The organism is Sunxiuqinia dokdonensis (genome assembly GCF_001270965.1).
In the GTDB taxonomy this organism is placed as follows: Bacteria; Bacteroidota; Bacteroidia; order Bacteroidales; family Prolixibacteraceae; genus Sunxiuqinia; species Sunxiuqinia dokdonensis.
In genome coordinates this window covers 59,810-82,247 of sequence record NZ_LGIA01000148.1, presented here as the reverse complement: position 1 = coordinate 82,247, position 22,438 = coordinate 59,810, and the positions used below count along the sequence as shown (strand labels likewise).

Annotated in this window: 24 protein-coding genes; 12 read left to right on the top strand and 12 right to left on the bottom strand. The window is 43.5% G+C overall.

The annotated features are described in order from the left end of the window. Positions 1 to 221: 221 nt before the first annotated feature. The 3 genes from rpsA to NC99_RS09295 are packed head-to-tail and all read left to right on the top strand — an operon-like array spanning position 222 to position 3,533. Entirely contained in the window at positions 222 to 2,192 is a 1,971-nt protein-coding gene (rpsA, locus tag NC99_RS09305; RefSeq protein WP_053182755.1) for a 30S ribosomal protein S1, read from the top strand. Positions 2,193 to 2,239: 47 nt separating this feature from the next. Beyond that, positions 2,240 to 2,593: an STAS domain-containing protein gene (locus NC99_RS09300; RefSeq protein WP_053182752.1), complete on the top strand. Its 354-nt coding sequence runs from the start codon at positions 2,240 to 2,242 to the stop codon at positions 2,591 to 2,593. A 13-nt stretch (positions 2,594 to 2,606) separates the two neighbouring features. Further along, entirely contained in the window at positions 2,607 to 3,533 is a 927-nt protein-coding gene (locus tag NC99_RS09295) for a ribonuclease Z (RefSeq protein ID WP_316930792.1), read from the top strand. Positions 3,534 to 3,572: 39 nt separating this feature from the next. On the opposite strand, the gene NC99_RS09290 is transcribed toward NC99_RS09295, so the two are convergent. Then, positions 3,573 to 5,006, bottom strand: a complete 1,434-nt coding sequence (locus tag NC99_RS09290) for an ATP-dependent DNA helicase (protein ID WP_053182749.1) — start codon at positions 5,004 to 5,006, stop codon at positions 3,573 to 3,575. Positions 5,007 to 5,096: 90 nt separating this feature from the next. Here NC99_RS09290 and NC99_RS09285 point away from each other — a divergent pair, with 90 nt between their 5' ends. From NC99_RS09285 to NC99_RS09275, 3 genes are read left to right on the top strand one after another with little or no spacing between them, the layout of a single operon-like run. Continuing rightward, a complete protein-coding gene (locus NC99_RS09285; RefSeq protein WP_053182746.1) occupies positions 5,097 to 5,729 on the top strand; it encodes a hypothetical protein in 633 nt (210 codons plus the stop codon). A gap of 9 nt (positions 5,730 to 5,738) precedes the next feature. After that, positions 5,739 to 6,563 carry a DUF3822 family protein gene (locus NC99_RS09280; protein WP_053182745.1) on the top strand — a complete coding sequence of 275 codons (825 nt, stop codon included), beginning with the start codon at positions 5,739 to 5,741 and terminating at the stop codon, positions 6,561 to 6,563. 2 nt (positions 6,564 to 6,565) lie between these two features. Continuing rightward, on the top strand, positions 6,566 to 7,099 hold the full coding sequence (locus NC99_RS09275; protein WP_053182742.1) for an RsmD family RNA methyltransferase: 534 nt from the start codon (positions 6,566 to 6,568) through the stop codon (positions 7,097 to 7,099). Between the two features lie 41 nt (positions 7,100 to 7,140). On the opposite strand, the gene NC99_RS09270 is transcribed toward NC99_RS09275, so the two are convergent. Together NC99_RS09270 and NC99_RS09265 are read right to left on the bottom strand one after the other, a co-directional pair. Then, on the bottom strand, positions 7,141 to 7,419 hold the full coding sequence (locus tag NC99_RS09270) for a tetratricopeptide repeat protein (protein ID WP_053182738.1): 279 nt from the start codon (positions 7,417 to 7,419) through the stop codon (positions 7,141 to 7,143). Positions 7,420 to 7,468: 49 nt separating this feature from the next. Next, positions 7,469 to 8,917 (bottom strand): hypothetical protein, encoded by a 1,449-nt coding sequence (locus NC99_RS09265; protein ID WP_157624735.1) that lies wholly within the window; start codon positions 8,915 to 8,917, stop codon positions 7,469 to 7,471. A 392-nt stretch (positions 8,918 to 9,309) separates the two neighbouring features. On the opposite strand from NC99_RS09265, the gene NC99_RS09260 reads away from it, so the two are divergent. Further along, positions 9,310 to 9,906, top strand: a complete 597-nt coding sequence (locus tag NC99_RS09260; protein ID WP_053182731.1) for a nitroreductase family protein — start codon at positions 9,310 to 9,312, stop codon at positions 9,904 to 9,906. Positions 9,907 to 9,988: 82 nt separating this feature from the next. Here the strand turns inward: NC99_RS09260 and NC99_RS09255 are convergent, their stop codons facing one another. Further along, positions 9,989 to 10,468 (bottom strand): glutathione peroxidase, encoded by a 480-nt coding sequence (locus NC99_RS09255; protein ID WP_053182728.1) that lies wholly within the window; start codon positions 10,466 to 10,468, stop codon positions 9,989 to 9,991. 240 nt (positions 10,469 to 10,708) lie between these two features. Further along, a complete protein-coding gene (locus NC99_RS09250; RefSeq protein ID WP_053182725.1) occupies positions 10,709 to 11,674 on the bottom strand; it encodes an NAD-dependent epimerase/dehydratase family protein in 966 nt (321 codons plus the stop codon). Between the two features lie 37 nt (positions 11,675 to 11,711). On the opposite strand from NC99_RS09250, the gene NC99_RS09245 reads away from it, so the two are divergent. Next, positions 11,712 to 12,230, top strand: a complete 519-nt coding sequence (locus tag NC99_RS09245; RefSeq protein ID WP_053182723.1) for a MarR family winged helix-turn-helix transcriptional regulator — start codon at positions 11,712 to 11,714, stop codon at positions 12,228 to 12,230. A gap of 17 nt (positions 12,231 to 12,247) precedes the next feature. Then, a complete protein-coding gene (locus tag NC99_RS09240; RefSeq protein ID WP_053182720.1) occupies positions 12,248 to 12,646 on the top strand; it encodes a pyridoxamine 5'-phosphate oxidase family protein in 399 nt (132 codons plus the stop codon). A 277-nt stretch (positions 12,647 to 12,923) separates the two neighbouring features. On the opposite strand, the gene NC99_RS09235 is transcribed toward NC99_RS09240, so the two are convergent. The 4 genes from NC99_RS09235 to NC99_RS21865 form a co-directional block, all read right to left on the bottom strand. After that, entirely contained in the window at positions 12,924 to 15,110 is a 2,187-nt protein-coding gene (locus NC99_RS09235; protein WP_053182717.1) for a RelA/SpoT family protein, read from the bottom strand. Between the two features lie 96 nt (positions 15,111 to 15,206). After that, on the bottom strand, positions 15,207 to 15,719 hold the full coding sequence (locus NC99_RS09230; protein ID WP_053182714.1) for a ferritin: 513 nt from the start codon (positions 15,717 to 15,719) through the stop codon (positions 15,207 to 15,209). A 112-nt stretch (positions 15,720 to 15,831) separates the two neighbouring features. Beyond that, positions 15,832 to 16,449 (bottom strand): hypothetical protein, encoded by a 618-nt coding sequence (locus NC99_RS21870; protein ID WP_157624734.1) that lies wholly within the window; start codon positions 16,447 to 16,449, stop codon positions 15,832 to 15,834. A 23-nt stretch (positions 16,450 to 16,472) separates the two neighbouring features. Further along, positions 16,473 to 17,576, bottom strand: a complete 1,104-nt coding sequence (locus NC99_RS21865; protein WP_157624732.1) for a DNA polymerase III subunit gamma/tau — start codon at positions 17,574 to 17,576, stop codon at positions 16,473 to 16,475. Positions 17,577 to 17,728: 152 nt separating this feature from the next. Between NC99_RS21865 and NC99_RS09220 the strand changes: the two genes are divergently transcribed. Next, the gene (locus NC99_RS09220) at positions 17,729 to 18,271 is read left to right on the top strand and encodes a glutathione peroxidase (protein ID WP_053182707.1); all 543 of its coding nucleotides are present in this window, start codon (positions 17,729 to 17,731) and stop codon (positions 18,269 to 18,271) included. A 79-nt stretch (positions 18,272 to 18,350) separates the two neighbouring features. Here the strand turns inward: NC99_RS09220 and NC99_RS09215 are convergent, their stop codons facing one another. From NC99_RS09215 to NC99_RS09205, 3 genes are all read right to left on the bottom strand, one after another. Continuing rightward, entirely contained in the window at positions 18,351 to 18,692 is a 342-nt protein-coding gene (locus NC99_RS09215) for a DUF5615 family PIN-like protein (protein WP_053182705.1), read from the bottom strand. Further along, on the bottom strand, positions 18,689 to 18,913 hold the full coding sequence (locus NC99_RS09210; protein WP_204374956.1) for a DUF433 domain-containing protein: 225 nt from the start codon (positions 18,911 to 18,913) through the stop codon (positions 18,689 to 18,691). The genes NC99_RS09215 and NC99_RS09210 overlap by 4 nt, the downstream gene beginning before the upstream one ends. 292 nt (positions 18,914 to 19,205) lie before the next feature. Beyond that, complete coding sequence (locus NC99_RS09205; RefSeq protein WP_053182699.1) at positions 19,206 to 20,516, bottom strand: cryptochrome/photolyase family protein; 1,311 nt, start codon at positions 20,514 to 20,516, stop codon at positions 19,206 to 19,208. A 156-nt stretch (positions 20,517 to 20,672) separates the two neighbouring features. Here NC99_RS09205 and NC99_RS09200 point away from each other — a divergent pair, with 156 nt between their 5' ends. After that, entirely contained in the window at positions 20,673 to 21,695 is a 1,023-nt protein-coding gene (locus tag NC99_RS09200; protein ID WP_053182696.1) for a threonine aldolase family protein, read from the top strand. Further along, entirely contained in the window at positions 21,696 to 22,418 is a 723-nt protein-coding gene (locus NC99_RS09195) for a rhomboid family intramembrane serine protease (RefSeq protein WP_053182693.1), read from the top strand. The last annotated feature ends 20 nt before the right edge of the window (positions 22,419 to 22,438 follow it).

Below are 22,438 nucleotides of genomic sequence, written 5' to 3'. Positions count from 1 at the left end.
AATCAACTTTAACAATAAAAATCAGGCTGCAAAACTACGCAGTTCGTCGGATTGTTTTACGAAAAAAGACCAGATAATTCGAAATAAATCGAACATCGCTCAAATTCAACTTTAAATACCTAAAAAAGCACTGAAAACCTTTGAATTAAAGCATATAAATCCTAAATTTGCCGCGCATTTAACAAATATAATGTCTAACTTATTAATTAATTGATTATTACATGACAGAAGAAAAAAAAGAGAACCTTGAGCAAAAGGAAGAACTCGAACAACAAAATGTTGCAGAAGAAACACAACAAGCGGAGACTACAGCCGCTGTTGAGGAAACTGAAGAAGTAAAAGCAGAAGCTGAACCGGCTGTTGAAGCTGAAGAAGCTGCACCAGCGGTTGAAGAAGAAAAAGCAGCGCCTGCTGCCGAATCAGAAGAATTTGACTGGGATGCACTGGAAGCCGATGACGAAGGCTTTGCAGGCAAAAAGAAAAAAGAACTGGTTGACCTTTACGACAACACACTGAATACAGTTCAGGAAAAAGAAGTACTGGAAGGTACAGTTATTTCGATGAACAAGCGCGAAGTAGTTGTTGATATCGGTTACAAATCAGACGGCATTGTAAGCTTAAACGAATTCCGCTACAACCCAGAGTTGAAAGTTGGCGATCCGGTTGAAGTTTATGTTGAAAGTCTGGAAGACAAAAAAGGACAAATGATCCTGTCGCACAAAAAAGCACGCGCCGTCCGCTCTTGGGACCGTGTGAATGACGCGCTGGACAAAGATGAAATTATCAAAGGATACATCAAGTGCCGCACCAAAGGTGGTATGATTGTCGATGTATTCGGCATTGAAGCTTTCTTGCCAGGTTCTCAAATCGACGTGAAACCAATTCGCGACTACGACATGTACGTAGGCAAAAACATGGAATTCAAAGTGGTTAAAATCAACCAGGAATTCCGGAACGTGGTTGTTTCGCACAAAGCATTGATTGAAGCTGAACTCGAACAGCAGAAAAAAGAAATCATCTCGAAACTCGAAAAAGGCCAGGTACTGGAAGGAACTGTTAAAAACGTGACTTCGTACGGTGTATTCATCGACCTGGGCGGCGTTGACGGACTGATTCACATCACCGACCTGAGCTGGGGACGTATTTCTCATCCGAACGAAATCGTTGAATTGGATCAAAAACTGAACGTTGTTATCCTTGACTTCGATGATGACAAAAAACGAATTGCCCTTGGCTTGAAACAGCTGACTCCTCACCCATGGGACAACGTGGATGCCGAGTTGAAAGTTGGCGACAGCGTAAAAGGAAAAGTAGTGGTTATGGCTGACTACGGTGCGTTTGTTGAAATCGCTCCCGGAGTTGAAGGTTTGATTCACGTATCGGAAATGAGCTGGTCACAACACTTGCGCAGCGCCCAGGACTTCCTGAAAGTTGGCGACGAAGTAGAAGCTCAAATCCTGACCCTGGACCGCGAAGAACGGAAAATGTCACTGGGTATCAAACAACTAAAAAATGACCCATGGCAAGAAATCGACACCAAATTTGGTATCGGAACACAACACAATGCCACCGTTCGGAACTTCACCAACTTTGGTGTTTTTGTTGAAATTGAAGAAGGTGTTGACGGCTTAATCCACATTTCGGACCTGAGCTGGACCAAGAAGATCAAGCATCCATCTGAATTTACGTCTATTGGTGCTGACATTGAAGTGGTTGTTCTGGACATCGACAAAGACAACCGTCGTTTGAGCCTGGGACACAAACAACTGGAAGAAAACCCATGGGATGTGTTCGAAACCATTTTCTCTGTTGATTCAATCCACGAAGGAACTATTGTTGAGTTGTTCGACAAAGGCGCGACCATCGCTCTGCCATACGGTGTTGAAGGATTTGCTACTCCACGCCACCTGGTAAAAGAAGATGGTTCAAAAGCCAGCTTGGAAGAAAAATTGGATTTCAAAGTCATTGAGTTCTCAAAAGGCGCAAAACGCATCATTCTTTCTCACTCACGTGTATTCGAAGATGAGAAAAAAGGTGAAGATACCGCCAAAAAGAAAGCTCAAACCAAGCAAACAGCAAAAGCGATGAAAGCAGTAAAAGAAAACAACCAGGAAAAAACAACCCTGGGCGACATCAGCGAGCTGGCTGCTTTGAAATCTCAAATGGAAGCGGAAGAGAACAAAGAAAAATAGACCGATCCTTATCAATCGTTTCAACATAAATTCGTAAATTTCGTTCCATGGAATTTGAAATTACAAAAAAAGAAGATCACGTTGTTATCAAGATACTCTCGAAGAAACTTGATACCAATAATGCTCCAGAGTTGAAATCAGAGTTGGTCGTACTAGGAAATGATGACGTAAAAAACATCATTCTGGATGTGAGTCAATGCAGTTATGTTGACTCATCCGGTTTGAGTGCCATCTTAGTGGCCAACCGGCTTTGCGAAGACTCAATCGGAACATTTATTCTCTGTGGCCTTCAACCTGATGTTGAACATCTGATACGCATTTCAATGCTTCATACCGTTTTGTTAATTACAAAAAACGTGGACGAAGCAGAGAAACTACTGGTAGAAAAGGGCAACTTATAACAGGATTTCCTGTATGCAAATGCCTTTTCAACTGACAATTCTGGGAAGTAGTTCAGCAATGCCTACTTCCAAAAGATACCCAACCGCTCAAGTGCTCAACGTGCTTGGGCGGTTTTTTTTGATTGACTGCGGCGAAGGCACGCAACACCAGATTCGGAAGAACAAGATCGGGTTTGGCAGGCTCGACCACATTTTCATTTCACACCTCCACGGCGACCATTTTTTTGGCTTAATCGGGTTTATTTCAACCCAGGTTTTACTCGGCAGAACAAAGGACCTGCATATTTACGCCCACTCCGAGTTGCAACGTTACACCCAATTTCAACTCGACTTTTTAACGATGGGCGAACTGGGCTTCCGCCTGGTTTTTCATCCGCTCAACTTTAAAAAAGCCCAGGTTATTTTCGATGATGAAAAGCTCACCATCACTTCATTTCCATTAAAACACCGTATTTCATGTTGCGGTTTTTTGTTTCGCGAAAAAGAAAAAGAACCCAACATCAAAAAAGAGGCGCTTAAAAGCTACAGAATTCCAATCAGGGAAATAAAAAACATCAAGGCCGGAGCCGATTTCTTGACGGAAGAAGGAGCCATAATCCCAAACCACGAATTGGTTATTCCACCCGCCAAGCCCCGTTCTTTTGCTTTTTGTTCCGATACGGCTTACCACGAAAAAATAATTCCTGTCATTCAGGGTGCTGATTTGCTTTATCATGAAGCCACATTTGCTGAATCGGAAAAAGCAATGGCCAAAACCACCTTTCATTCTACCGGAAAAGAAGCCGCTTTGATTGCCCAAAAAGCGCAGGTTGGTAAACTATTGCTAGGCCACTTCTCGGCCCGCTACAAAGATCCGGAGGTAATTTTAAATGAAGCAACAGCGATTTTTCCAGAAACTTATGCCGTTGAAGAAGACCAGGTTTATGTTGTCGTCCGCTAATTTTTATTTCAGCAATTAATAATTGCCCTTTCCATCCGTTCAATCCACTTTTGTTTCAAAAAATTCTTTGTTGAAATTGACCAGAAACAACTCCTTCACCGGGCGGGTAAATGCCGTGTACAACCAACGCAGGTATTCCACATCCAGCCGATCTTCCACCAGGTAGCCCTGGTCAACAAAAACAGCGTCCCATTGGCCGCCTTGCGCTTTATGACAAGTGACCGCATAGGCAAACTTGACCTGCAAAGCATTGAAATACTCGTTCTCCTTGATTTTTTCCCAACGTTTTTTCTTACTTCTGATATCAGCGTAATCCTCGGCCACCGCTTGGAACAAGCGCTGACTTTGCTCGTAGCCAAGCGAAGCGGTTTCAATATTGAGGGTTTCGAGAATGATTTTGCAGTCTATTTCCAAATCGTCGTAATCAATAAACTTCAGGCACACATTGGCAAACCGAAAACCATACAACTCTTCGTAGTTGTAGATCGACTGAATTTCGACAATATCGCCATTGGCAATAAAATCGAGCCGCTTGTCATCGCCCAGCCAGAAGTAGTTATTTTTAACCACCATCAGCAAATCGCCAATTGTAATATCGGCTTCCTTGTAAAGAATGGTGGATCGAATCCCTTCGTTAAATCTGTTCGCCCGTTTGTTTGAACGGGTAATCACCATGGTTTGCTGTTCGCCATACTTGTCGTAACAGTCCGATATTTTATCGATCAACTCCGCTCCGCCAATCCGCTGGATATCGTTAAAACCAGAAAGCTCAATGGGGAAATAAGCCGGTTGAAAATAAGGCTCATTGATCAGCGACCGCAGTTGCGTGGCATTGTACAAGATGCCTGAATCGAGCGCCTGCCTGACCACATCGACCAATTCGTGATGCATCACCTTGCTGCCATACATCTCCAGCTCCGACACATCCAGGGCCGGGCTCATCTCCATTCCAACCGGTGGAAGCTGGGCGGTGTCGCCAACCAACACCAATTTGCAATTTGCGCCGGTGTGTACATATTCATACAAATCGTCAAGCAATCGCCCTGATCCAAACACCGAGCTTTCGGCCGATGAATTAGAAATCATGGATGCTTCATCAACAATGAAAAAACAGTTTTTTGCCAAGTTCTTATCCAGCATGAATTTCCCAAATCCATCGGTAGTGGATTGCTGTCGGTAGATTTTTTTATGAATGGTGAAAGCACTCTGTCCGGTGTAGGATGCAAGCACTTTGGCAGCCCGTCCGGTTGGCGCCAAAAGAACCGTCTGGAACCTAAAGGCACGCAGTGTTTTTACCAACGCATTGAGCATGCTGGTCTTACCCGTTCCGGCATAGCCTTTCAGTAAAAACAGCTCATCCGGATCGCCATTGGCTATAAAATCAGCCAGCTTTTCGGACAGGAGATTTTGCCCGGTTGTTGGTTCAAAACCCAGATTCTGACAAATATGTTCTTTCAAGTGTTTTTTCAACATTCCTGCGAAATTAAAACTATTCCACGGATACTAATTTGATTTTTTTTATAAATTTGCATGCAAACATAAACTAATCTTAAAAAATTACAGATGAAGACAGTTATTCAGATCGTACTAATAGTCGCTGCAATCATCCTTGCATACTTTATCTACCAGAGTATTGAAAGGCCTATTGAGTTTGAAAAAGCCAAAGATGCCAGATATAAAGCTACTGTTGAACGCTTAAAGGATATCAGAAAAGCGCAACTGGCGTTTAAAGATGTGCATGGACACTTTACTGCTGACTGGGATAGCTTGATCACTTTTATAAAAACGGATTCGCTTCCTTTAGTTCGAAAAATTGGAATGCTAAGCGATAGTATGATCGAAGCTGGATTAACTGAAGAAACAGCGATCAAGAAAGGGCTGATCATCAGAGATACACTTAAAATGAGCGTCTTGGATAGCTTGTTTGGACCTTCATACCAAGCTGAAAAGATAAAAATGGTACCTGTTAAAGATACCGTTGCAGAATTCCACCTGGGAACCAATATCATTACCACCGGATCTGGTATTCAAGTTCCTGTATTCGAAGCAAAAGCGCACAACAACACCATTTTGAAAAACCTGGATCGCCAAATGGTCATTAATCTGAATGACCAAAGGCGTACCAACGGAAAATATCCGGGATTGAAAGTCGGTTCATTGACTGAAACTACAAACAATGCCGGTAACTGGGAGTAAAAAGTTGGTATGCAACACTTATTGCTTGTTGACGAAACCTTTGATTTAAATTTTACACAAGAATATCATTTATCCATCCAGTTCAGTCTGGATGGATTTTCTTTTTGTATCCGGGATGGACTCCAAAACAAATATATATACTTGTTTCACAAGGAGTTTTCCGGCAATCCCAAGTTCCTTCATCGCAAGCTAAAGGATATTTATTCCGAATTCGACATCCTCGATGCCGATTTCAAAACCACTAGGATCATTTATTCGTCACCGGGCAAAATGATGCTTCTGCCCAAATCTTTCGCGGAAGAGCAAGCCGGGCAGGCCATCTATCAGCTCAACCTCGACCTGGCCGATGACGAAGAGCTTAGTTTTCTTCCGGTCGCCGCCTACGATCAGGTTTTGCTGACAGCGGTTCCGCGAAAAGTGAAGCGATTCCTAAACGACAAACACCCCGGAATCCTTATTCAGAATGAACTTGAATTACTATTGAACAAAAGCGTAAGGCAAACAAGTACGCAACCGGTATTGAATGCCCATTTGTATCGAAATCAACTCACATTAACCTTGCTCGACCAAAGGGCAATTCGTTTCTGCAATTCATTTAAATACCGCAACGACAATGATTTGCTTTACTACATTCTGAATGTCCTGCAATCCGAGCAGATTGACGGGCCTGCTATTCAATTGAGTGGCCGGGTAAACAAGCGGTATCCGATCTATCACCAGCTTCGGCAATATTTTAAGAATGTAACAATCATCCAGCTAAATAGCGACGTGTACTACAGTTACCTGTTTGACCAGCTTCCGGATGCGCGGTTTGTAAATCTTTTAAATGAATAAACATGAGAATTGTAGGCGGAATTCACCGGGGAAGGCAATTTAGCCCGGGAAAAAATTTCAAGGCCAGACCCACAACCGACATGGCCAAAGAGAGCCTTTTTAATATTCTAACCAATCAGGTTGATTTTGAAGAGATTAAAATATTGGACCTTTTTGCAGGAACCGGGAGTATTTCTTTTGAATTTTTGTCGAGAGGATGTACCGATATTACTACAATTGAGTTCAATTACCAACACCACCAGTTCATCCGCTCCGTAGTTCAAAAGCTGAATGCCACCAAGGAAATTCGAGCAATAAAAGGCAATGCCTTTTCCTATTGTGAACAGACCACTGAAAAATTTGATGTTATTTTTGCCGATCCTCCATATGACCACCCCCGATTCAAGGAGGTTCCGGCACTGATCTTCAACAATGAATTGCTAAATGAAAACGGACTGTTCATCCTCGAGCACTCCAAATATTTTGATTTCTCCGAAATGAAAGAGTTTCAGGAAAGTCGTCATTATGGAAGTGTCCATTTTAGTTTTTTCAGATAGCTCCACTGGCGTTGCACCTGCAAATTCTGACCAGACAACAACTAAGGATTAAACATATCGGGCGTAAAATAGCCTAAAATACTATTGGCCATATCAATTTGCGACTGGGCATTGGGATGGTTGGGCTCAAGTTCCAGCACCCGGTTGTATGCGTTAATGGCCCGTCCCCACTGTTGCTGCTTGAAAAAAATCTGTCCCTGAATAAAATGCAGTTCCGCAAAATCTGGCTGTTGTTGAAGTAAGTGGTCAATCTGTTGCGCCGCTTCTTGCAACTGATTGGCCTGCACCTGCTTTTTGATATCGTTCAATTCTTCCGTCATGTGTCTCTTTTCTTTTCAACTCTTCAAAGGAAAGACAAATTTACAAAGCTTATTCAAAAGAATCACGATCTGAAATAACAGCAAACCATCCTTTTGAGTCCGAGGTTGAAATCTGCTGCGATTGGCCACCCTGCAATTCGAACTCGCCGCCCCATTCGCCGGTGGCTATGCTAATCCATCGGCCATAAAATGTTTTGGGATGACTACTCAAATCCAATTGCACGGAGCCACCGCCGGGAAACAACAACACATAAGTTTCGCCTTCTTTCGCTGTCAAATACGCTTCATTCGATTCACGTTCACGCAACAATTCCTGTTTTGGCTCCATGCTCCAAAAATGGCTGACGGTCTCAATTTTGCGCACTGCTTTTATGGCTGCAATAGCCGATTCATTCAAGCCATTTCCTGTATTGGGACGATGAAACCTAACCGCAGCAAATCCTCCCATAACATCGCGGCTAAAGCGCTGAACACCGCCGTTTGAACCTGGAGAAGCAGCTTTTCCATACACTTTAACACTGTTTACAGGTCGTAGGCTCATTTTTTCTCTTTGCCCCATCACCCAACGCAAATTATCCCAATGTTCCTGCCCCACATTCCAGTTCAGCTGCGAGGCGTCAACAAAAGCATATTCATCAGGACTGAGTAAAGCTTCCTGGCACGACTCGCAGGATTGCGACTCCAGAAACCGGTCGAACATGTCCGTTGCATAGATCAGGCCTCTCCCGGCTTCATTTTTTATGAAATTAATCCAATATTTTCCCCACTCCACAGGTGTGTTGGTTTCATTATTGATGCAATACAGAACATGCCCGTAGTTCAATGAATAGGACAACATCTTTTTTACAAACTTTTCCTGGTATGCTCTGATCCTGTCCAGCTCAGGCTTGTAGCGCGGCATACCTTCCAAACTATGAAAGAAAGTCTGCAAGTCGCCGCCCGGATGATGCGGATATTCATCGGCCATTCCCCCTGAGGAAACTGAATAGTTGATGTTATTTTTCGGATTGAACGGATTGGTCTGCCAAAAATCCTGAGAAAAATCGAAGCGATCCCACACTTCAATCTGAACAATAATATTTCGCTCAGCGGTGAGTTTCAGAAGTTCTTCAAATTGTTTCCAGTATTGGTCATTCCACTTTTCCAAATCATAAAGGCCATCGGCTTGCTTATGAAAAGGCCAGATATCGCCTTCGTCGCGCGAACTCATGGTGTTTCGAATATAATTTCCGCCTATGCTCGCGAGTACATCCAGTTGCTCTTTCATATCGGCAGACTGAAATAAGTTATCATTGTTGGTCGCCCCCAACAACAAAACAGGTTCACCTTGGTACTGCCAATAGCGAGGATTTTCGATGTAAGGCCTGATGACCAGGTTTTCATCGATATTGGCAAACTGTGCCTTTTTAATGTCTTCAGAAATCTCTGAGGGATCCGACTGACAGGCCAAAAAGAACACTAAAAAAGTCAAAATATGTGCTGATGCAATTAATCTCATGCTTTCAAATCTTTGGGTTTTCATTCTTTAAAACAAGCAGAACTTCGCATGATGCAAACGTGCTTGCATCGCGAAATTCCACCACAACTCACTTCGTGGTGATCATTCAAAACTAAATCAGCTAAGATTTTATTGGTCGTAAAATCAAACGCTCTTCTTTCACCAACATACAGGACATAAGGCAGGTAGTCGACAACCATTCAAACATCTCGCAGCAATGATCACGACAATTAAACACCAAATCACACCATTTATTATCCTGACAGACTCCGCTGACGCAAATTATAACAATCATTAACACTTGAGGAATCCCACAAAATGTTGCTTCAAGTCCGCTAAACCTCCGGGCCACTTTGGTGTTTAATTCAAACAACGTACATCAAAATTGAAAAATGGAAAAAACAATACATGATATTTCAGAATGGCTTAAAAGCCGTGAATCGACTTTTGTTAATGGGTTGAAAGAAGGAAGTCAGATTGATGACTCCGTGATCGAAAAACTGCTGGAAAACGCCAGTTGGGCTCCTTCGCACGGCCTGGTGCAAGCCTGGCATTTTAAGGTATTTGCAGGCGATGGAGTTAAACGATTTTTCAGCACCCAACAGGAAATCTATAAGCAGATCACGCCTCCAGACAAATTTTTCGACTTTAAATACCAGGCATACAGCGACAAATGGAAGCGTGTCTCGCACGTCATCGCTGTCATTGCGAAACGCGATCCGCACAAACGTTTTCCAAAGCAAGAAGACATTGTGTCGGTGGCTTGTGCTGTTGAAAATATTTACCTCAGTCTGAAAGCCTTCGGAATTGGAGGCTATTTGAGTACCGGCGATCTTTGTTACTCCAATCAGATGCGTGATTTTTTGAAGTTGGAAGACGAAGACACACCCATCGGATTTTTCATTTTGGGTGAACCGGACGAGTCGTTTCAACGCCCAAAACGAACCAGGATTGCGGCCAGCGACAAAACGGAGTGGATCCGGGAGTGACCAATTGTATTACGTTTAGGACCGTCACTTATTAAGTGTAATTTCTGTCCAGTAACCGGCGAAATGCTGTTCAGCCACCGACTCAAAGCCATTTCAGAATCTCCTTTTCCATTTTCGCAGGCTTGGTCACCGGCGCAAAACGCTTGACCGGATTCCCATCCCTGTCAATCAAAAACTTGGTGAAGTTCCATTTGATTTTACCACCCAACAGGCCAGGTAGTTTCTTTTTCAGAAATTGAAACACAGGATGCGCATCGCTTCCATTCACGTCAACCTTTCCAAACATCGGGAAGGTAACCCCATAATTCACCAGACAACCTTCCTGAATTTCTCCTTCCGAACCCGGTTCCTGATTGCCAAACTGATTACACGGAAAACCCAAAATCACCAGTCCACGTTCCTTGTATTGTGCATACAATTTTTCAAGTCCTTCGTATTGTGGAGTGAAACCACACTTGCTAGCGGTGTTCACAACCACCACCACCTGCCCTTGGTAAGCCGAAAAATCGATCTCCCCGCCTTGCAGCGACCGCGCTTTAAAACCATAAAAATGAGCTGTCATCTATTACTGTTATTGCTGTTTCATCCTTTTATCTTCGTTTTTCCAGACAGCTAAGTCGCCAAATTGTTCTTCTGGCGTTCGCTATCCATCCAGACGATATCGGATTTACAACCCTGTACAATAATACAGACCGGACAACTTTGAGTCATCCGGTCTGTCATTCTCTAAACTTAAATTAAAGGTGTAATACCAGAACAGCAGTTCTGTATTTTCTTTACCAGGGCCTTGTCTTTTGAATCTTTAGATGCCGACTTTTAGCTCTTCCAAGCCCTCCTGATAAGACAGAATATCTTCGTATCCCAATTCCTTCCGAGCCTTTCGATCGGAGATTGTGTACTCGGTTCCTTGCATATGAATAATTTCGGCACTAAATGCCGGAGCTCCTTTTTTGCCCGACAATTTCCAAAATGCTGAAATTGAATGCGCAATCAGCAAAGCCAAACCTCTGTTCATGTTTTTCTTAGGTGGTTCAAGATCCTGCGTAGCGAGTACATCGGTTAGGAAATCTCTAAAAACAACATGTTCCTTGTCAGCGATGTAGTACATTTCACCGGCTTTTCCATTCTTAAATGCTAAGAGAATACCATGACAAAGGTTTTTAACGTGACTGACAGGAACTTTATAATTTCCCTGATTAAACCACGACAGTTTATTCTCTTTACAAGCCTCCACCATATACTTCACCGCACTGCCATTGCCCCAAACCAAAGGAGGTCGAACAATGATCACTTCAAATTCCGGTGAGTTATTCCTCAAAACAATCTCTTCTGCCAACGATTTGGTTTTACAGTAATTACCTTTGGGTAATTCCGAATAGGTCAGGTTTTCATCGGCATTGTACACAGGTTTTCCCCGCAGAATAATTGCTGCAGTACTGATATAGACAAACCTCGGAACTTTTGCTTTTTTAGCGGCTTCAACCAATTTCTCAGTGCCTGCAACATTGATTTCATAAGCATAATCATAGCCTTTCGTAAAGTCAGTTGCTGAAGCCAAATGAAAAATCACCGAACAACCTTCAAGTTCTTTTGCCAAATGCTCCGGCTCTGCCATATCGACCGAGACTGGTTTTGCTCCGAGATTTCTTATTGTTTGGGCTGATTTTTCAGACCGTGCCATCGCCAAAACTTCCATTCCCTCATCAAGGAGCATGGTGATCAAATTGCTTCCGACAAATCCGGAACCTCCTGTTACAAAACATTTCATAAGTATCAATTTTTAAAATCAACATCAATCGCTTGTCATGACAAATATATATTTTTTATTTGTCGTGACAAATAATGTTTGTAGATTTGCTTCAACATTAAATAAATATCCGATGGATCATAACCTGGAAAATATAGTTAATCACCGAATCTCAACCCTTGCCGTTTTAATGAAGCGACAGGTATTTAATATAATTGCAAGAAAAGAACTGAAAATCACCCCAGACCAATGGGTAGTATTGTATTTTTTATGGCAGGAAAATGGCTTGTCGATTGGGGAGCTGGCCAAAAGAGCGAAAAAGGATTTTGCAAACGTAACCCGAATCGTTGAGAAGTTGGTCAAAATGGATTATGTAACCAAAAAGAAGAGTGAAAAGGATAGCCGGGTGTGTAATGTATTCCTTCAACCTAAAGTAGAGGCCATTAAAAACGACATTCAAAATTGCTGGAAAGAAGCATCGGATGTAGCACTTAAAGGAGTAACGCAATCAGAACAAAAGCAATTAACGGATATACTTATCAAAATAGAGAACAATATATTACTTGATTTAGAATAACTTAAAAACTTAAAGCGATGTCGAAACTCACAAAAGAAATGAAAGAAATGATTGGGTCTCAACAATGTTTCCACGCCACAGTTAGCAAGGAAGGATTACCCAATAATGCCCCAAAACGCTCGACGAGAGTATTCAACGATGAGACCTTGATTTTCTCAGAAGGAACAGGAGGCAAAACCTACCAGAACATACTTGATGGTTCAAAAGTCGTTGTAGCCGTGGTTGACCGCGAGAAAGTTGATGGTTTCCGATTTATTGGTACACCGGAAGTACTAACGGATGGTGACATTTATGACCAATCAGCCGCCATGTCAGTAAAAGCGGGCATGCCAAAGCCCAAAGCGGTTATTTTGGTACATATTGATGAAATTCATAGCCTGAAACCAGGCCCTATGGCCGGTAAAAAGATAGGTTAGAAAATACCTGAGTATATCGTTTAATTCCTACGCTGATGGGAAACAACCGTGAGAACTCGAGTGGTTCTCCTGGCTTGAATCCAACTTAAAACAAGTACATTAAAAACAGCTCGGATGGCTTAGCCTCATCCGAGCTGTTTATTTCTTTACATCTCTACCCAGCAAAGGGTGTTGCGGATTCCGATCCACAATTTATCGTTGAATATCTCAAAGTGTCTTTCAAAAGGCACTGCCGGCGGATCGGAATCCGCCGCACCCCAGCACAAACCCAATTCAGCTAAGTATCCGCTCTCGATACATTAAGCACGCCTTTGATATTTTGCAGTTTGTGAATTAAAAAGTCCAGGTGCTCCAGATTATTGACAAAAACACGCAAGGTACCTTCAAACTCACCATTTACCGAATCAATATTGATCGAACGCATTTGCACTCCAATATCTTTGGCAATAACATGCGAAATATTGGCCACAATGCCTGTTTCGTCGGTACCCGACAAGCGAATGGTTGCCTGAAACGAACTCCGCTTTTTTGAGTCGCGCCACCGCGCCGGAATCACCCGGTAAGGATACCGCTCAAACAGTTGCTTGGCGTTTGGACAGGTACGGCGGTGAATTTTGATCCCATCGCTGATGGTGACGAAACCAAAAATCGGGTCACCAAAAATTGGGTTACAACAGGGTGCCAACTTATGATTGACGTTTTTAATGTTGTTGTCAATCACCAAATAGTCGTTCCCACTGGAAAAATCCAGATCTTTCAACTGGTCCAGCGAAAGTATCTCTTCGGCTTTTTGCCTGGCTGTTGCTTCGCTTTCCTTTTCACCAACCAACTCTTTAATTGCCAATGGCTCTATCTTTCCGACCGAAATATTATAATATAAATCCTGCGCCAATTTCAGATTGTAATGCTTTAAAAGCATGCGGATCAGCTCATCATTGTAGTCAATTTTCCAGTTTTTCAACTTCCGAAGTAAAATCTCTTTTCCGTTCTCTGCTTCATTTTTACGCTCTTCGTTCACACTAGCCTTGATCCGCGATTTGGCCTTGGTGGTAATCACAAAGTCAAGCCAGTCGAGTTTGGGCTGCTGCTTTGATGACGTATCAACCGACACCTGATCACCATTCTTAAGCTTATAGCGCAGGGTCACTTTTCGGCCATCCAACATGCCGCCAACACAATGATCGCCCACTTCAGAATGAATTTCATAAGCAAAGTCGAGCAAGGTGGCTCCGGCCGGCAAGCGCTTCAAATCGCCCTTGGGTGTAAACACAAAAATTTCGTCATTGTAAATATTTGTATTAAAATCATCGATAAAATCGACAATGTTCAAATCCGGATTTTCCAGGATTTCGCGAACATTGGCCAGCCAGCTTTCCATTTCGGCACTGGCCGATCCGCCTTTGTATTTCCAGTGTGCAGCGAGGCCCTTCTCCGCAATTTCGTCCATTCGCTTGGTCCGAATCTGAATTTCGACCCATTTCTTTTGTGGCCCCAACACCGTGGCATGCAAGCTTTCGTAACCATTCGATTTCGGTACAGTAATCCAATCACGCATACGCTCAGGGTTTGATTGGTACTCGTCGGTAACAATCGAATAAACCTGCCAGCAATCCGATTTTTCGAGCCCCGGTTCCGAGTCCAAAATCACCCGGATGGCAAACAAATCATAAACTTCATCGAAGCTCACTTTACTGTTCTGCATTTTTTTCCAGATGGAATTGATGGCTTTCGTGCGGGCTTTCATATCGAACTGAAAGCCGCGGGCTTTTAACTTTTCTTCAATTGGTTTGACGAAAGCCGCAACAAAGTTTTTGCGTTCTTCCTTGCTTTCTTTTAGCCTGTCGGCAACATATTGATAGGCATCCGGATTGGTATATTTTAGGCATAAATCCAGCATCTCGGAATTGATATAATACAAGCCCAGGCGATGAGCCAGCGGCGCATAAAGGTGGGCCGTTTCCATGGCTATTTTCTGCTGAGCCGAGGCAGCATAGTCGTCCAAATGACGCATCACATGCAGCCGGTCCGAGATCTTCACCAAGATAACCCGGACATCGCCTGCCAAGGCCAGCATCAGTTTGCGGTAGTTTTCCGAGTGGAGATCAACGGTGTCGGTTCCCAGGGCGTTGATCTTCGCCATGCCTTCCAGAATACCGGAAACCACCGGGCCAAACTGCTTTTCAATGGTCTGAAAATCGGGCCGGTCGCTGAGTTTTTCGTCGGTCACATTGTGCAACATTCCGGCTATAATGGAACTCACTCCAAGTCCCACTTCCTGAGCGACCACTTGGGCCACTTCGAGCGAATGCACCAAAATAAGATCGCCATTGGGCCAGGTATTTTCGCCAAGCGACTGCCAGGCAAAATCAAAAGCTTTTTCTATTTCATCCAATTCATCTACGGACGAGGAATTTTGGCAAGTTTCCCTCAAATTCAACCAAGCGTTTTCAATCAGTTTATTCATTGCACCCGAATTTTCTGAATCAATCGTACCATTAGCTTAAACAAAAAAGGCTACCCAAAACAGGCAGCCTTTCAAAAATCTTCAACAATAAAGTTCTTATTCTGCCTGCGTTTCATCAACAAAGGTACGGGCCTGCAATTCGCGGTTAAGCATGAAAACCCCATTTCCTTGTCCGTCGATCAAACGTAAATTATCGAGTAACTCATTGACATTGGCTTCTTCTTCAACCTGCTCATCAACAAACCACTGCAAGAAACTCTGCGTTGCATGATCGCTGGCACCAACAGCCACGTCCATGAGCTCATCAATCATCTGCGTTACTTTTTGCTCATGTTCCAATGTTTTCTCAAAAACATCAATAATTCCATCAAAATCAATGGGCACTCCGGCAATCGGTTCCAATACGACCCGGCCATTACGTTCGTTCACGTAATCAAATATTTTCAAAGCGTGCGAAAGCTCTTCTTTGTACTGTACTTTCATCCAATTCGCAAAACCAGCCAATCCTTTATCTTCGAAATAAGCTGACATAGACAAATAAAGATAAGCTGAGTGCATTTCTGCATTAATCTGATTGTTCAGGGCTTTTAAAACTTTTTCTTTAAGCATAGTGACCTCCTTTTTATGTTTTACTCAAAAATACTAAAAAATAATTGACTGGCTCATGTTGTGAACTCATTTCACAAACGGTTAACAATGGTTTAAAACCGAGCTTCTGGGTTTATTCGCCAAAATCCAGATTAAATCGCTGTTTCAGCATAGCCAGATTCGGATTTTTCTTGACCATCTCGGCCAGTTTTTCGGTTTCGGAATATGGCTTGTACTCAGATTCCTGAACAACAATATCTGCGATTAGTTCGATGCTTGTGTTTCGCAATTCTTTCCGCAACCAGGACACCAAATCGGGCTTAATTTTACTGATTTCTTCCATCTGAACCGAATTATCAATGGATAGATTCAGCTTGAAATTATCGGCCAATTGTGGAGTCCTCGCCAGAGTAGCCTTTAAATTAGGCCGATCCTCCAAGCGTTGCAGGTATTCGGCCCATTTTTCAGCAAACTGTTCTTGTGTAAAAGTTTCGGTAAGCTGTTCGCCGGCATAATACTTCATCTTTTCCTGCGCGTCTTCCTCGCCTTTTTCAGCAAGCTTACCCGAAAGCGCGTCTTTTATGGAGGGCGTGTAACCGCTCCCCCGCTTTTTGATCATCCTTTTCACAGGAACCTTAGCAGAAACTTCATCTTCGCTGGAGGCCTTTTGCTGGGTGGGCTGGGTTTTCGACACGGCCGGGTTCGCCTTTGTTACGGCTGGCTCCTGAACGCCGGAGAAAATGGGTTCCAATTGGGGCTGATCGGTATCGTCAGCTATTTTTTTTTTAAGGTGAGCTGTGCCATTCTAATCAAGCTCAGTTCAACCAGCAAGCGTTTGTTCTGACTGGTCTTGTACTGCATGTCGCACTCGTTACTGATTTTCAGAGCCTCCAGCAAAAACCCCGCATCGCAAATGCCTGCCTGGGCTTTGTATTTCTCCCTGATTTCGCCGCCAACTTCAAGCAGTTGAACCGTTACCGGGTCTTTGCAAACCATCAAGTCGCGGATGTGGCTGCTCAGCCCGTTTATAAAATGATGTCCGTCGAAACCGTGATCCAGCACCTCGTTAAAAAGCAAGAGCGCATTGGGCACGTCGTTTTTCAGGAGTAAATCAATCAGGCGAAAATAATAATCGTAATCCAGCACGTTCAGGTTCGAAATCACATCTTTATAAGTGATTTCGCGTCCCGAGAAACTCACAATCTGGTCGAAGATTGACAGCGCGTCGCGCATGGCGCCATCGGCTTTGTGTGCAATCACATTCAGGGCTTCAGCTTCAATGGCCACCTGCTCACTTTTGGACACAAACCCCAAATGATCAGAAATATCAGCAATTTTAATGCGATTGAAATCGAAGATCTGACAACGCGACAGAATGGTTGGAATGATCTTGTGCTTTTCGGTGGTTGCCAAAATAAAAATCGCATGTTTGGGCGGCTCTTCCAATGTTTTCAAAAAGGCATTGAAAGCGGCCTGCGACAGCATGTGAACCTCATCGATAATGTAGATGCTGTACTTGCCAATTTGGGGCGGAATGCGAACCTGATCCGTCAAATTCCGGATATCATCCACCGAGTTATTCGATGCCGCATCGAGCTCATGAATATTGTATGAACGGCTGCCATTAAACGCCTGGCACGATTCGCACTGATTACAGGGTTCAGTATCAGCCGTAAGGTTCTGACAATTGATTGTTTTAGCAAAAATACGGGCGCAAGTTGTTTTTCCGACACCACGCGGGCCACAAAACAAGTAGGCATGTGCCAGCTGGTTGTTTTTGATGGCATTTTTCAGGGTCGAAGTAATCGATAGTTGGCCTACAACCGTTTGAAAAGTATCGGGCCTGTATTTTCGGGCAGAAACAATAAAATTCTCCATAATTTCATTTGATGAAGCCCAAAGATAAACATTTTGAGAGGAAATTCAGGGGGAATTTATTAACAAGAATTAAGAAGACCAGCCTATGCGCAAACCAAACTTTTTCGGGTTCTTACTGTTTTAGATGAAGTTAAACCAAACAACATTCGATCATGAAACGATTGACATTTTTATTCACATTTCTTTTTTTATCCGCCATCGGATTTAGCCAAACAAGTTTCCACGATTTCAAAGTTCAGGACATTGAAGGAGCCGAGTTTGACCTAAGTCAGTTAAAAGGGAAAAAAGTACTGGTGGTCAATACCGCCTCAAAGTGTGGCCTCACCCCACAGTATGAACTACTGCAGAAGCTTTACGACGAATATGGAGGAGATGAATTCACCATTATCGGTTTTCCGGCCAACAATTTCAACGAGCAGGAACCCGGATCAAATGACGAGATTGCTGAGTTTTGCGAACGCAACTACGGGGTTACTTTTCCCATGATGTCAAAGATTTCGGTGAAAGGCGATGACATGCACCCGCTATACCAGTGGCTGACCCAGAAAGAAAAGAACGGCGTTTCGGATTCGGAAGTGGGCTGGAACTTTCAAAAATATATGATTGACGCAGAAGGCCACTTGGTTGACTACGCGGAACCACGAACCAAACCCGACGACCCAAAAATCGTGAATTGGGTAAAAGGGGATTCATAAAAGGCTATGCGATTAGGTATCTGTCGAGATTTGAGACGATTTGTTAGGCACCGTTTGAAACTCGCCAGGGCATGTGATTTTAATCAATTTCTAGACAAGAAATATCTTTAAAATCGTCGCTATCAATAAACTTATCAATCACCGCTTTATTTTTTGTCAAAAGCTGAACAATGTCCTTTGTTGTCAGATTACCTATCCTGATCCAAATGATCTTTGGAGGATGGCCATCTATGACACTTATGTCATAAAAATCGGAATCAAATGTTACAATTGAGTAGTCATTTTTTTGTGCGTACTCCCAGATTTCATGGTCTTCACAGTTCATTAACCCGCAATCCGAAACATGCCTACACTCAGGAAATAAAACAGTCAGCTTTTTTGTAATCCGAAAGGAGATGTTTTGATCAAAAAGCAGTCTCATGATGCGTGCTGAATTTTATGCTCCCGATCTGCAGCATAGGCCAAGCATGCTTTAATATCATCCACGGTCAATTCAGGAAAATCATCAATAATTTCATCAATAGTCATTCCAGATGCCAACCATCCCAGCACATCAAACACGGTAATCCTCGTGTCTCTAACGCAAGGTTTTCCAAATCTTTTGTTAGGATTTCTCTTTATTATGGCTTTGTATTCAATCATTTGATTTTCCTTTTCACAAACTTAGTCAAATTTTCAATTCTCTCCTAAAACTATCTGGAACGATGATGTTTTGCTGGAGTGTGGGGCCCGGCCAATTTCATTAAACTGCACAAGCCGAAAAAGAAATCATTCATAGAAAACACAGAAACAAAAGGCCTCTTTTAAAAGTCACACGTGACTTTGGATGAAATCACACGTGATTCCGGTTAAAGTCACACGTGACTTTAAGGAAAACCACACGTGACTTTTCGCCTATGAAAAGAACGAACCGGAAAAAGCTGTGAAAGCGTCACTAGGTTCGTCCATCTGCCAGCGCTTTTTTGTAGATATCAATGGCGCGTTGCCGGGCCGTGGCATGATCGACGATTGGCCGCGGATAATTCGGACTTTCAAACTCAGGAACCCAACGACGAATGTATTTCAAGTCGGGATCGAACTTTTGAGCTTGCAAACTGGGGTTAAACACCCGGAAATACGGCGCCGCATCGCAACCTGTTCCGGCGGCCCATTGCCAGCCGCCATTGTTCGAAGCCAGCTCATAATCCAGCAGCTTTTCTGCAAAGTAAGCTTCGCCCCACCGCCAGTCAATCAGCAGGTGCTTGCACAAAAAGCTGGCAGTTACCATGCGAATGCGGTTATGCATGTAGCCCGTTTCGTTTAATTCTCGCATGCCGGCATCGACCAGCGGATAGCCAGTTGTTCCTTCGCTCCATCGCGCAAAATTCTTTTCTGAATTTAGCCAGGGAATAAAATCATAGGCCGGTTTAAAAGCGTGCTTTTCAACATGTGGAAAGTGCCAAAGAATATCCATGTAGAAGTTTCGCCAAATCAGCTCATTTAAAAATACAGCCGAATGTTGCATCGCCTTTCGGGTCAACTGCCGGATACTGATTGTTCCGAAACGCAGGTGAATACCCAAATGCGAAGTACCATCCTGTGCCGGGAAGTCGCGGCGGGCGGCATATTCATTCAGTAAGCCTGCATCAATCTTCTTCTCCGGAAACTCAAGTTTCCCCTTTCGAAAACCCAGGTCGCGTAAGCTCACCTCATCCATGGGTTCGGTTTTCAATAAATTTCGCAGGTGCTTTTCTGAAGGATAACTTTCTGGCAGACGATTGTTTAGCTTTTGAAGCCACTTTTTGCTGTACGGCGTAAAAACGGTGTAGGGCTTCCCATCGGGTTTCACAATTTCATCTTTGTGAAAAATCAGCTGATCTTTCAAAGACTGAAAGCTTACGCCGCCAGAGCTCAAGAACGATTGCACCCGTTCGTCGCGCTCACGGGCGTAGGGTTCGTAATCCTCATTCGTATAAACTGTGTCAATTTCATATTCCACCCACAAACGTTTAAAGGCCGCCAAGGGTTTTCCGTGAAAAATCCACAGCGTGCTGTTGTGCCGTTCAAACTCCACCTTCAACCTGTTTACCTGCCCAGCAATAAACTCCACCCTACTGTCATCGTCATTCAGATCATTCAAGATGTTGGTGTCGTAAATAAACACCGGCAACACCGGTTTTCCCGAAGTAAGTGCGCTGTACAAGCCATGATTGTCTGCAATTCTCAGGTCGCGACGAAACCAAAACAGGTTAATTTTTTCTTTCATTCGAATTTGCTGGGTTCAAATTTTTCTTTTCTTTTATGCTGCCTTACAACTCCAGTGCGAAAAAGTATTCCAAATAAAAAACCAATGAGCTGGCTGTTGTAAAGTTAAAACACGAGTACCTTTAAATTGTTAAACCCTCAATTAAAAAATCAGATCATGAGCAGAGGCTTTGCCAGCGATAATAATGCCGGAGTACATCCGGAGATTCTAAAATCAATAGAACAAGCCAACACAGGGCATGTGGTTGGCTATGGTGACGACCCGGTGACCCGGGAAGCGATTGGACTGTTTAAAAAAGAATTTGGAACAGAAACCGATGTGTATTTTGTTTTTAACGGAACAGGCGCCAATGTGCTGGCCCTTTCAACGGTCACCCACTCGTTTCATTCCATCATTTGTGCCGATACCGCCCACATTGAAGTGGACGAGTGTGGCGCCCCTGAAAAATTCACCGGCTGCAAGCTGTTGCCTGTTCCCAGCGAAAAAGGCAAAATTACACCCGCTGGTATTCAAAAATACTTGCACGGTTTCGATTTTGAACATCACTCGCAACCCAAGGTTATTTCCATTTCGCAAGTGACGGAGTTGGGCACCGTTTATTCGGTTGAAGAAATTAAAGCAATCGCGGCGCTCGCCCACCGCCACAACATGCTGCTGCACATGGACGGCGCTCGAATTGCCAATGCCGCGGTGGCTCTGGGGCTTCCATTTAAGGCTTTCACAAAAGATGCCGGCGTGGATCTGCTTTCGTTTGGCGGCACAAAAAATGGCATGCTCATGGGCGAAGCTGTTGTATTTTTCAATCCCGGGCTCACCGCCAATACCAAATATATTCGCAAGCAAAGTATGCAGCTTTTTTCGAAAATGCGCTTCGTGGGAGCTCAGTTTCTGGCTTATTTCAAAAACGACTTGTGGAAAACCAATGCATCGCATGCCAACAAAATGGCCAAACTACTTGAAAAAGAAGTGCTGAAAACCGGCAAAGTAAAACTCACGCAAAAAACCGAAGCCAATGGCGTGTTTGCCCTACTTCCGAAAGAAGTGATTCCTAAACTTCAGGAAAAGTACTTTTTCTATGTATGGAACGAGTCCACGTCTGAAGTACGCTGGATGACCTCTTTTGATACGACCGAAGAAGATATCTACGGATTTGTACGCTTAATCGACAAACTAATTTAAATGCCCATATTCAACTACTACCCACCAAAACACGAACTGACCGACCCGGAGCTTGAAAAGAAAATTTTCAGGCACAGCTTGGTATTTCCCAGCCTTTTCCTGCTGGCTTTTTGGCTGGTATTTTTAGTTGAATCTACATTGAATGTTAATTTCGCCGTTTATGGCATTTATCCGCTTGAGCTGAAAGGACTAAAAGGCATTCTTTTCTCACCGTTCATCCACAGCGGATACAAACATCTGGCAGCCAACTCCATCCCATTTTTTGTGCTTTCGCTGGCTCTTTTCTATTTCTACCGGAAACTGGCCTACCGAATCTTCATCCTGGTGTATTTTCTGTCGGGCCTGTGTGTTTGGCTTGGAGGGCGCGAAGCCTGGCATATTGGAGCAAGCGGTGTCGTTTATGGATTGGCCTCTTTCCTGTTTTTCAGCGGAATTTTTCGAAACGATGTAAAACTGCTTACCATCGCGATTATTGTCGTTTTTCTCTATGGCGGCATGTTCTGGGGAATTTTCCCACTCAAACCCGACGTGTCGTGGGAAAGCCATTTGTGGGGCGCCGCAAGCGGACTACTCCTCAGCATCTATTATCGCCATCAAGGACCAAAACGACCACACTTTGAATGGGAAGATGAACCGGATGAGGACAATGAAGCAGATGCCACATTTTTTACAAGCACGCACACCGCCGAAGCTTACGAAAGAAAGGATGAAAAAAACGAATAGATGTTGTAGAGCAGAAAAGA

Bases quoted from the DNA above. Each gene is read 5' to 3' on its own strand.
- NC99_RS21865 (WP_157624732.1), bottom strand. From the start codon at position 17,576: ATGGAGAATTTTATTGTTTCTGCCCGAAAATACAGGCCCGATACTTTT.
- NC99_RS09195 (WP_053182693.1), top strand. From the start codon at position 21,696: ATGCCCATATTCAACTACTACCCACCAAAACACGAACTGACCGACCCG.
- NC99_RS09205 (WP_053182699.1), bottom strand. From the start codon at position 20,516: ATGAAAGAAAAAATTAACCTGTTTTGGTTTCGTCGCGACCTGAGAATT.
- NC99_RS09200 (WP_053182696.1), top strand. From the start codon at position 20,673: ATGAGCAGAGGCTTTGCCAGCGATAATAATGCCGGAGTACATCCGGAG.
- NC99_RS09230 (WP_053182714.1), bottom strand. From the start codon at position 15,719: ATGCTTAAAGAAAAAGTTTTAAAAGCCCTGAACAATCAGATTAATGCA.
- NC99_RS09235 (WP_053182717.1), bottom strand. From the start codon at position 15,110: ATGAATAAACTGATTGAAAACGCTTGGTTGAATTTGAGGGAAACTTGC.
- NC99_RS09260 (WP_053182731.1), top strand. From the start codon at position 9,310: ATGGAAAAAACAATACATGATATTTCAGAATGGCTTAAAAGCCGTGAA.
- NC99_RS09245 (WP_053182723.1), top strand. From the start codon at position 11,712: ATGACAAATATATATTTTTTATTTGTCGTGACAAATAATGTTTGTAGA.
- NC99_RS09220 (WP_053182707.1), top strand. From the start codon at position 17,729: ATGAAACGATTGACATTTTTATTCACATTTCTTTTTTTATCCGCCATC.
- NC99_RS09250 (WP_053182725.1), bottom strand. From the start codon at position 11,674: ATGAAATGTTTTGTAACAGGAGGTTCCGGATTTGTCGGAAGCAATTTG.
- NC99_RS09285 (WP_053182746.1), top strand. From the start codon at position 5,097: ATGAAGACAGTTATTCAGATCGTACTAATAGTCGCTGCAATCATCCTT.
- NC99_RS09275 (WP_053182742.1), top strand. From the start codon at position 6,566: ATGAGAATTGTAGGCGGAATTCACCGGGGAAGGCAATTTAGCCCGGGA.
- NC99_RS09210 (WP_204374956.1), bottom strand. From the start codon at position 18,913: ATGATTGAATACAAAGCCATAATAAAGAGAAATCCTAACAAAAGATTT.
- rpsA (WP_053182755.1), top strand. From the start codon at position 222: ATGACAGAAGAAAAAAAAGAGAACCTTGAGCAAAAGGAAGAACTCGAA.
- NC99_RS09265 (WP_157624735.1), bottom strand. From the start codon at position 8,917: ATGAGATTAATTGCATCAGCACATATTTTGACTTTTTTAGTGTTCTTT.
- NC99_RS09270 (WP_053182738.1), bottom strand. From the start codon at position 7,419: ATGACGGAAGAATTGAACGATATCAAAAAGCAGGTGCAGGCCAATCAG.
- NC99_RS09240 (WP_053182720.1), top strand. From the start codon at position 12,248: ATGTCGAAACTCACAAAAGAAATGAAAGAAATGATTGGGTCTCAACAA.
- NC99_RS09290 (WP_053182749.1), bottom strand. From the start codon at position 5,006: ATGTTGAAAAAACACTTGAAAGAACATATTTGTCAGAATCTGGGTTTT.
- NC99_RS09280 (WP_053182745.1), top strand. From the start codon at position 5,739: ATGCAACACTTATTGCTTGTTGACGAAACCTTTGATTTAAATTTTACA.
- NC99_RS09295 (WP_316930792.1), top strand. From the start codon at position 2,607: ATGCAAATGCCTTTTCAACTGACAATTCTGGGAAGTAGTTCAGCAATG.
- NC99_RS09255 (WP_053182728.1), bottom strand. From the start codon at position 10,468: ATGACAGCTCATTTTTATGGTTTTAAAGCGCGGTCGCTGCAAGGCGGG.
- NC99_RS09300 (WP_053182752.1), top strand. From the start codon at position 2,240: ATGGAATTTGAAATTACAAAAAAAGAAGATCACGTTGTTATCAAGATA.
- NC99_RS09215 (WP_053182705.1), bottom strand. From the start codon at position 18,692: ATGAGACTGCTTTTTGATCAAAACATCTCCTTTCGGATTACAAAAAAG.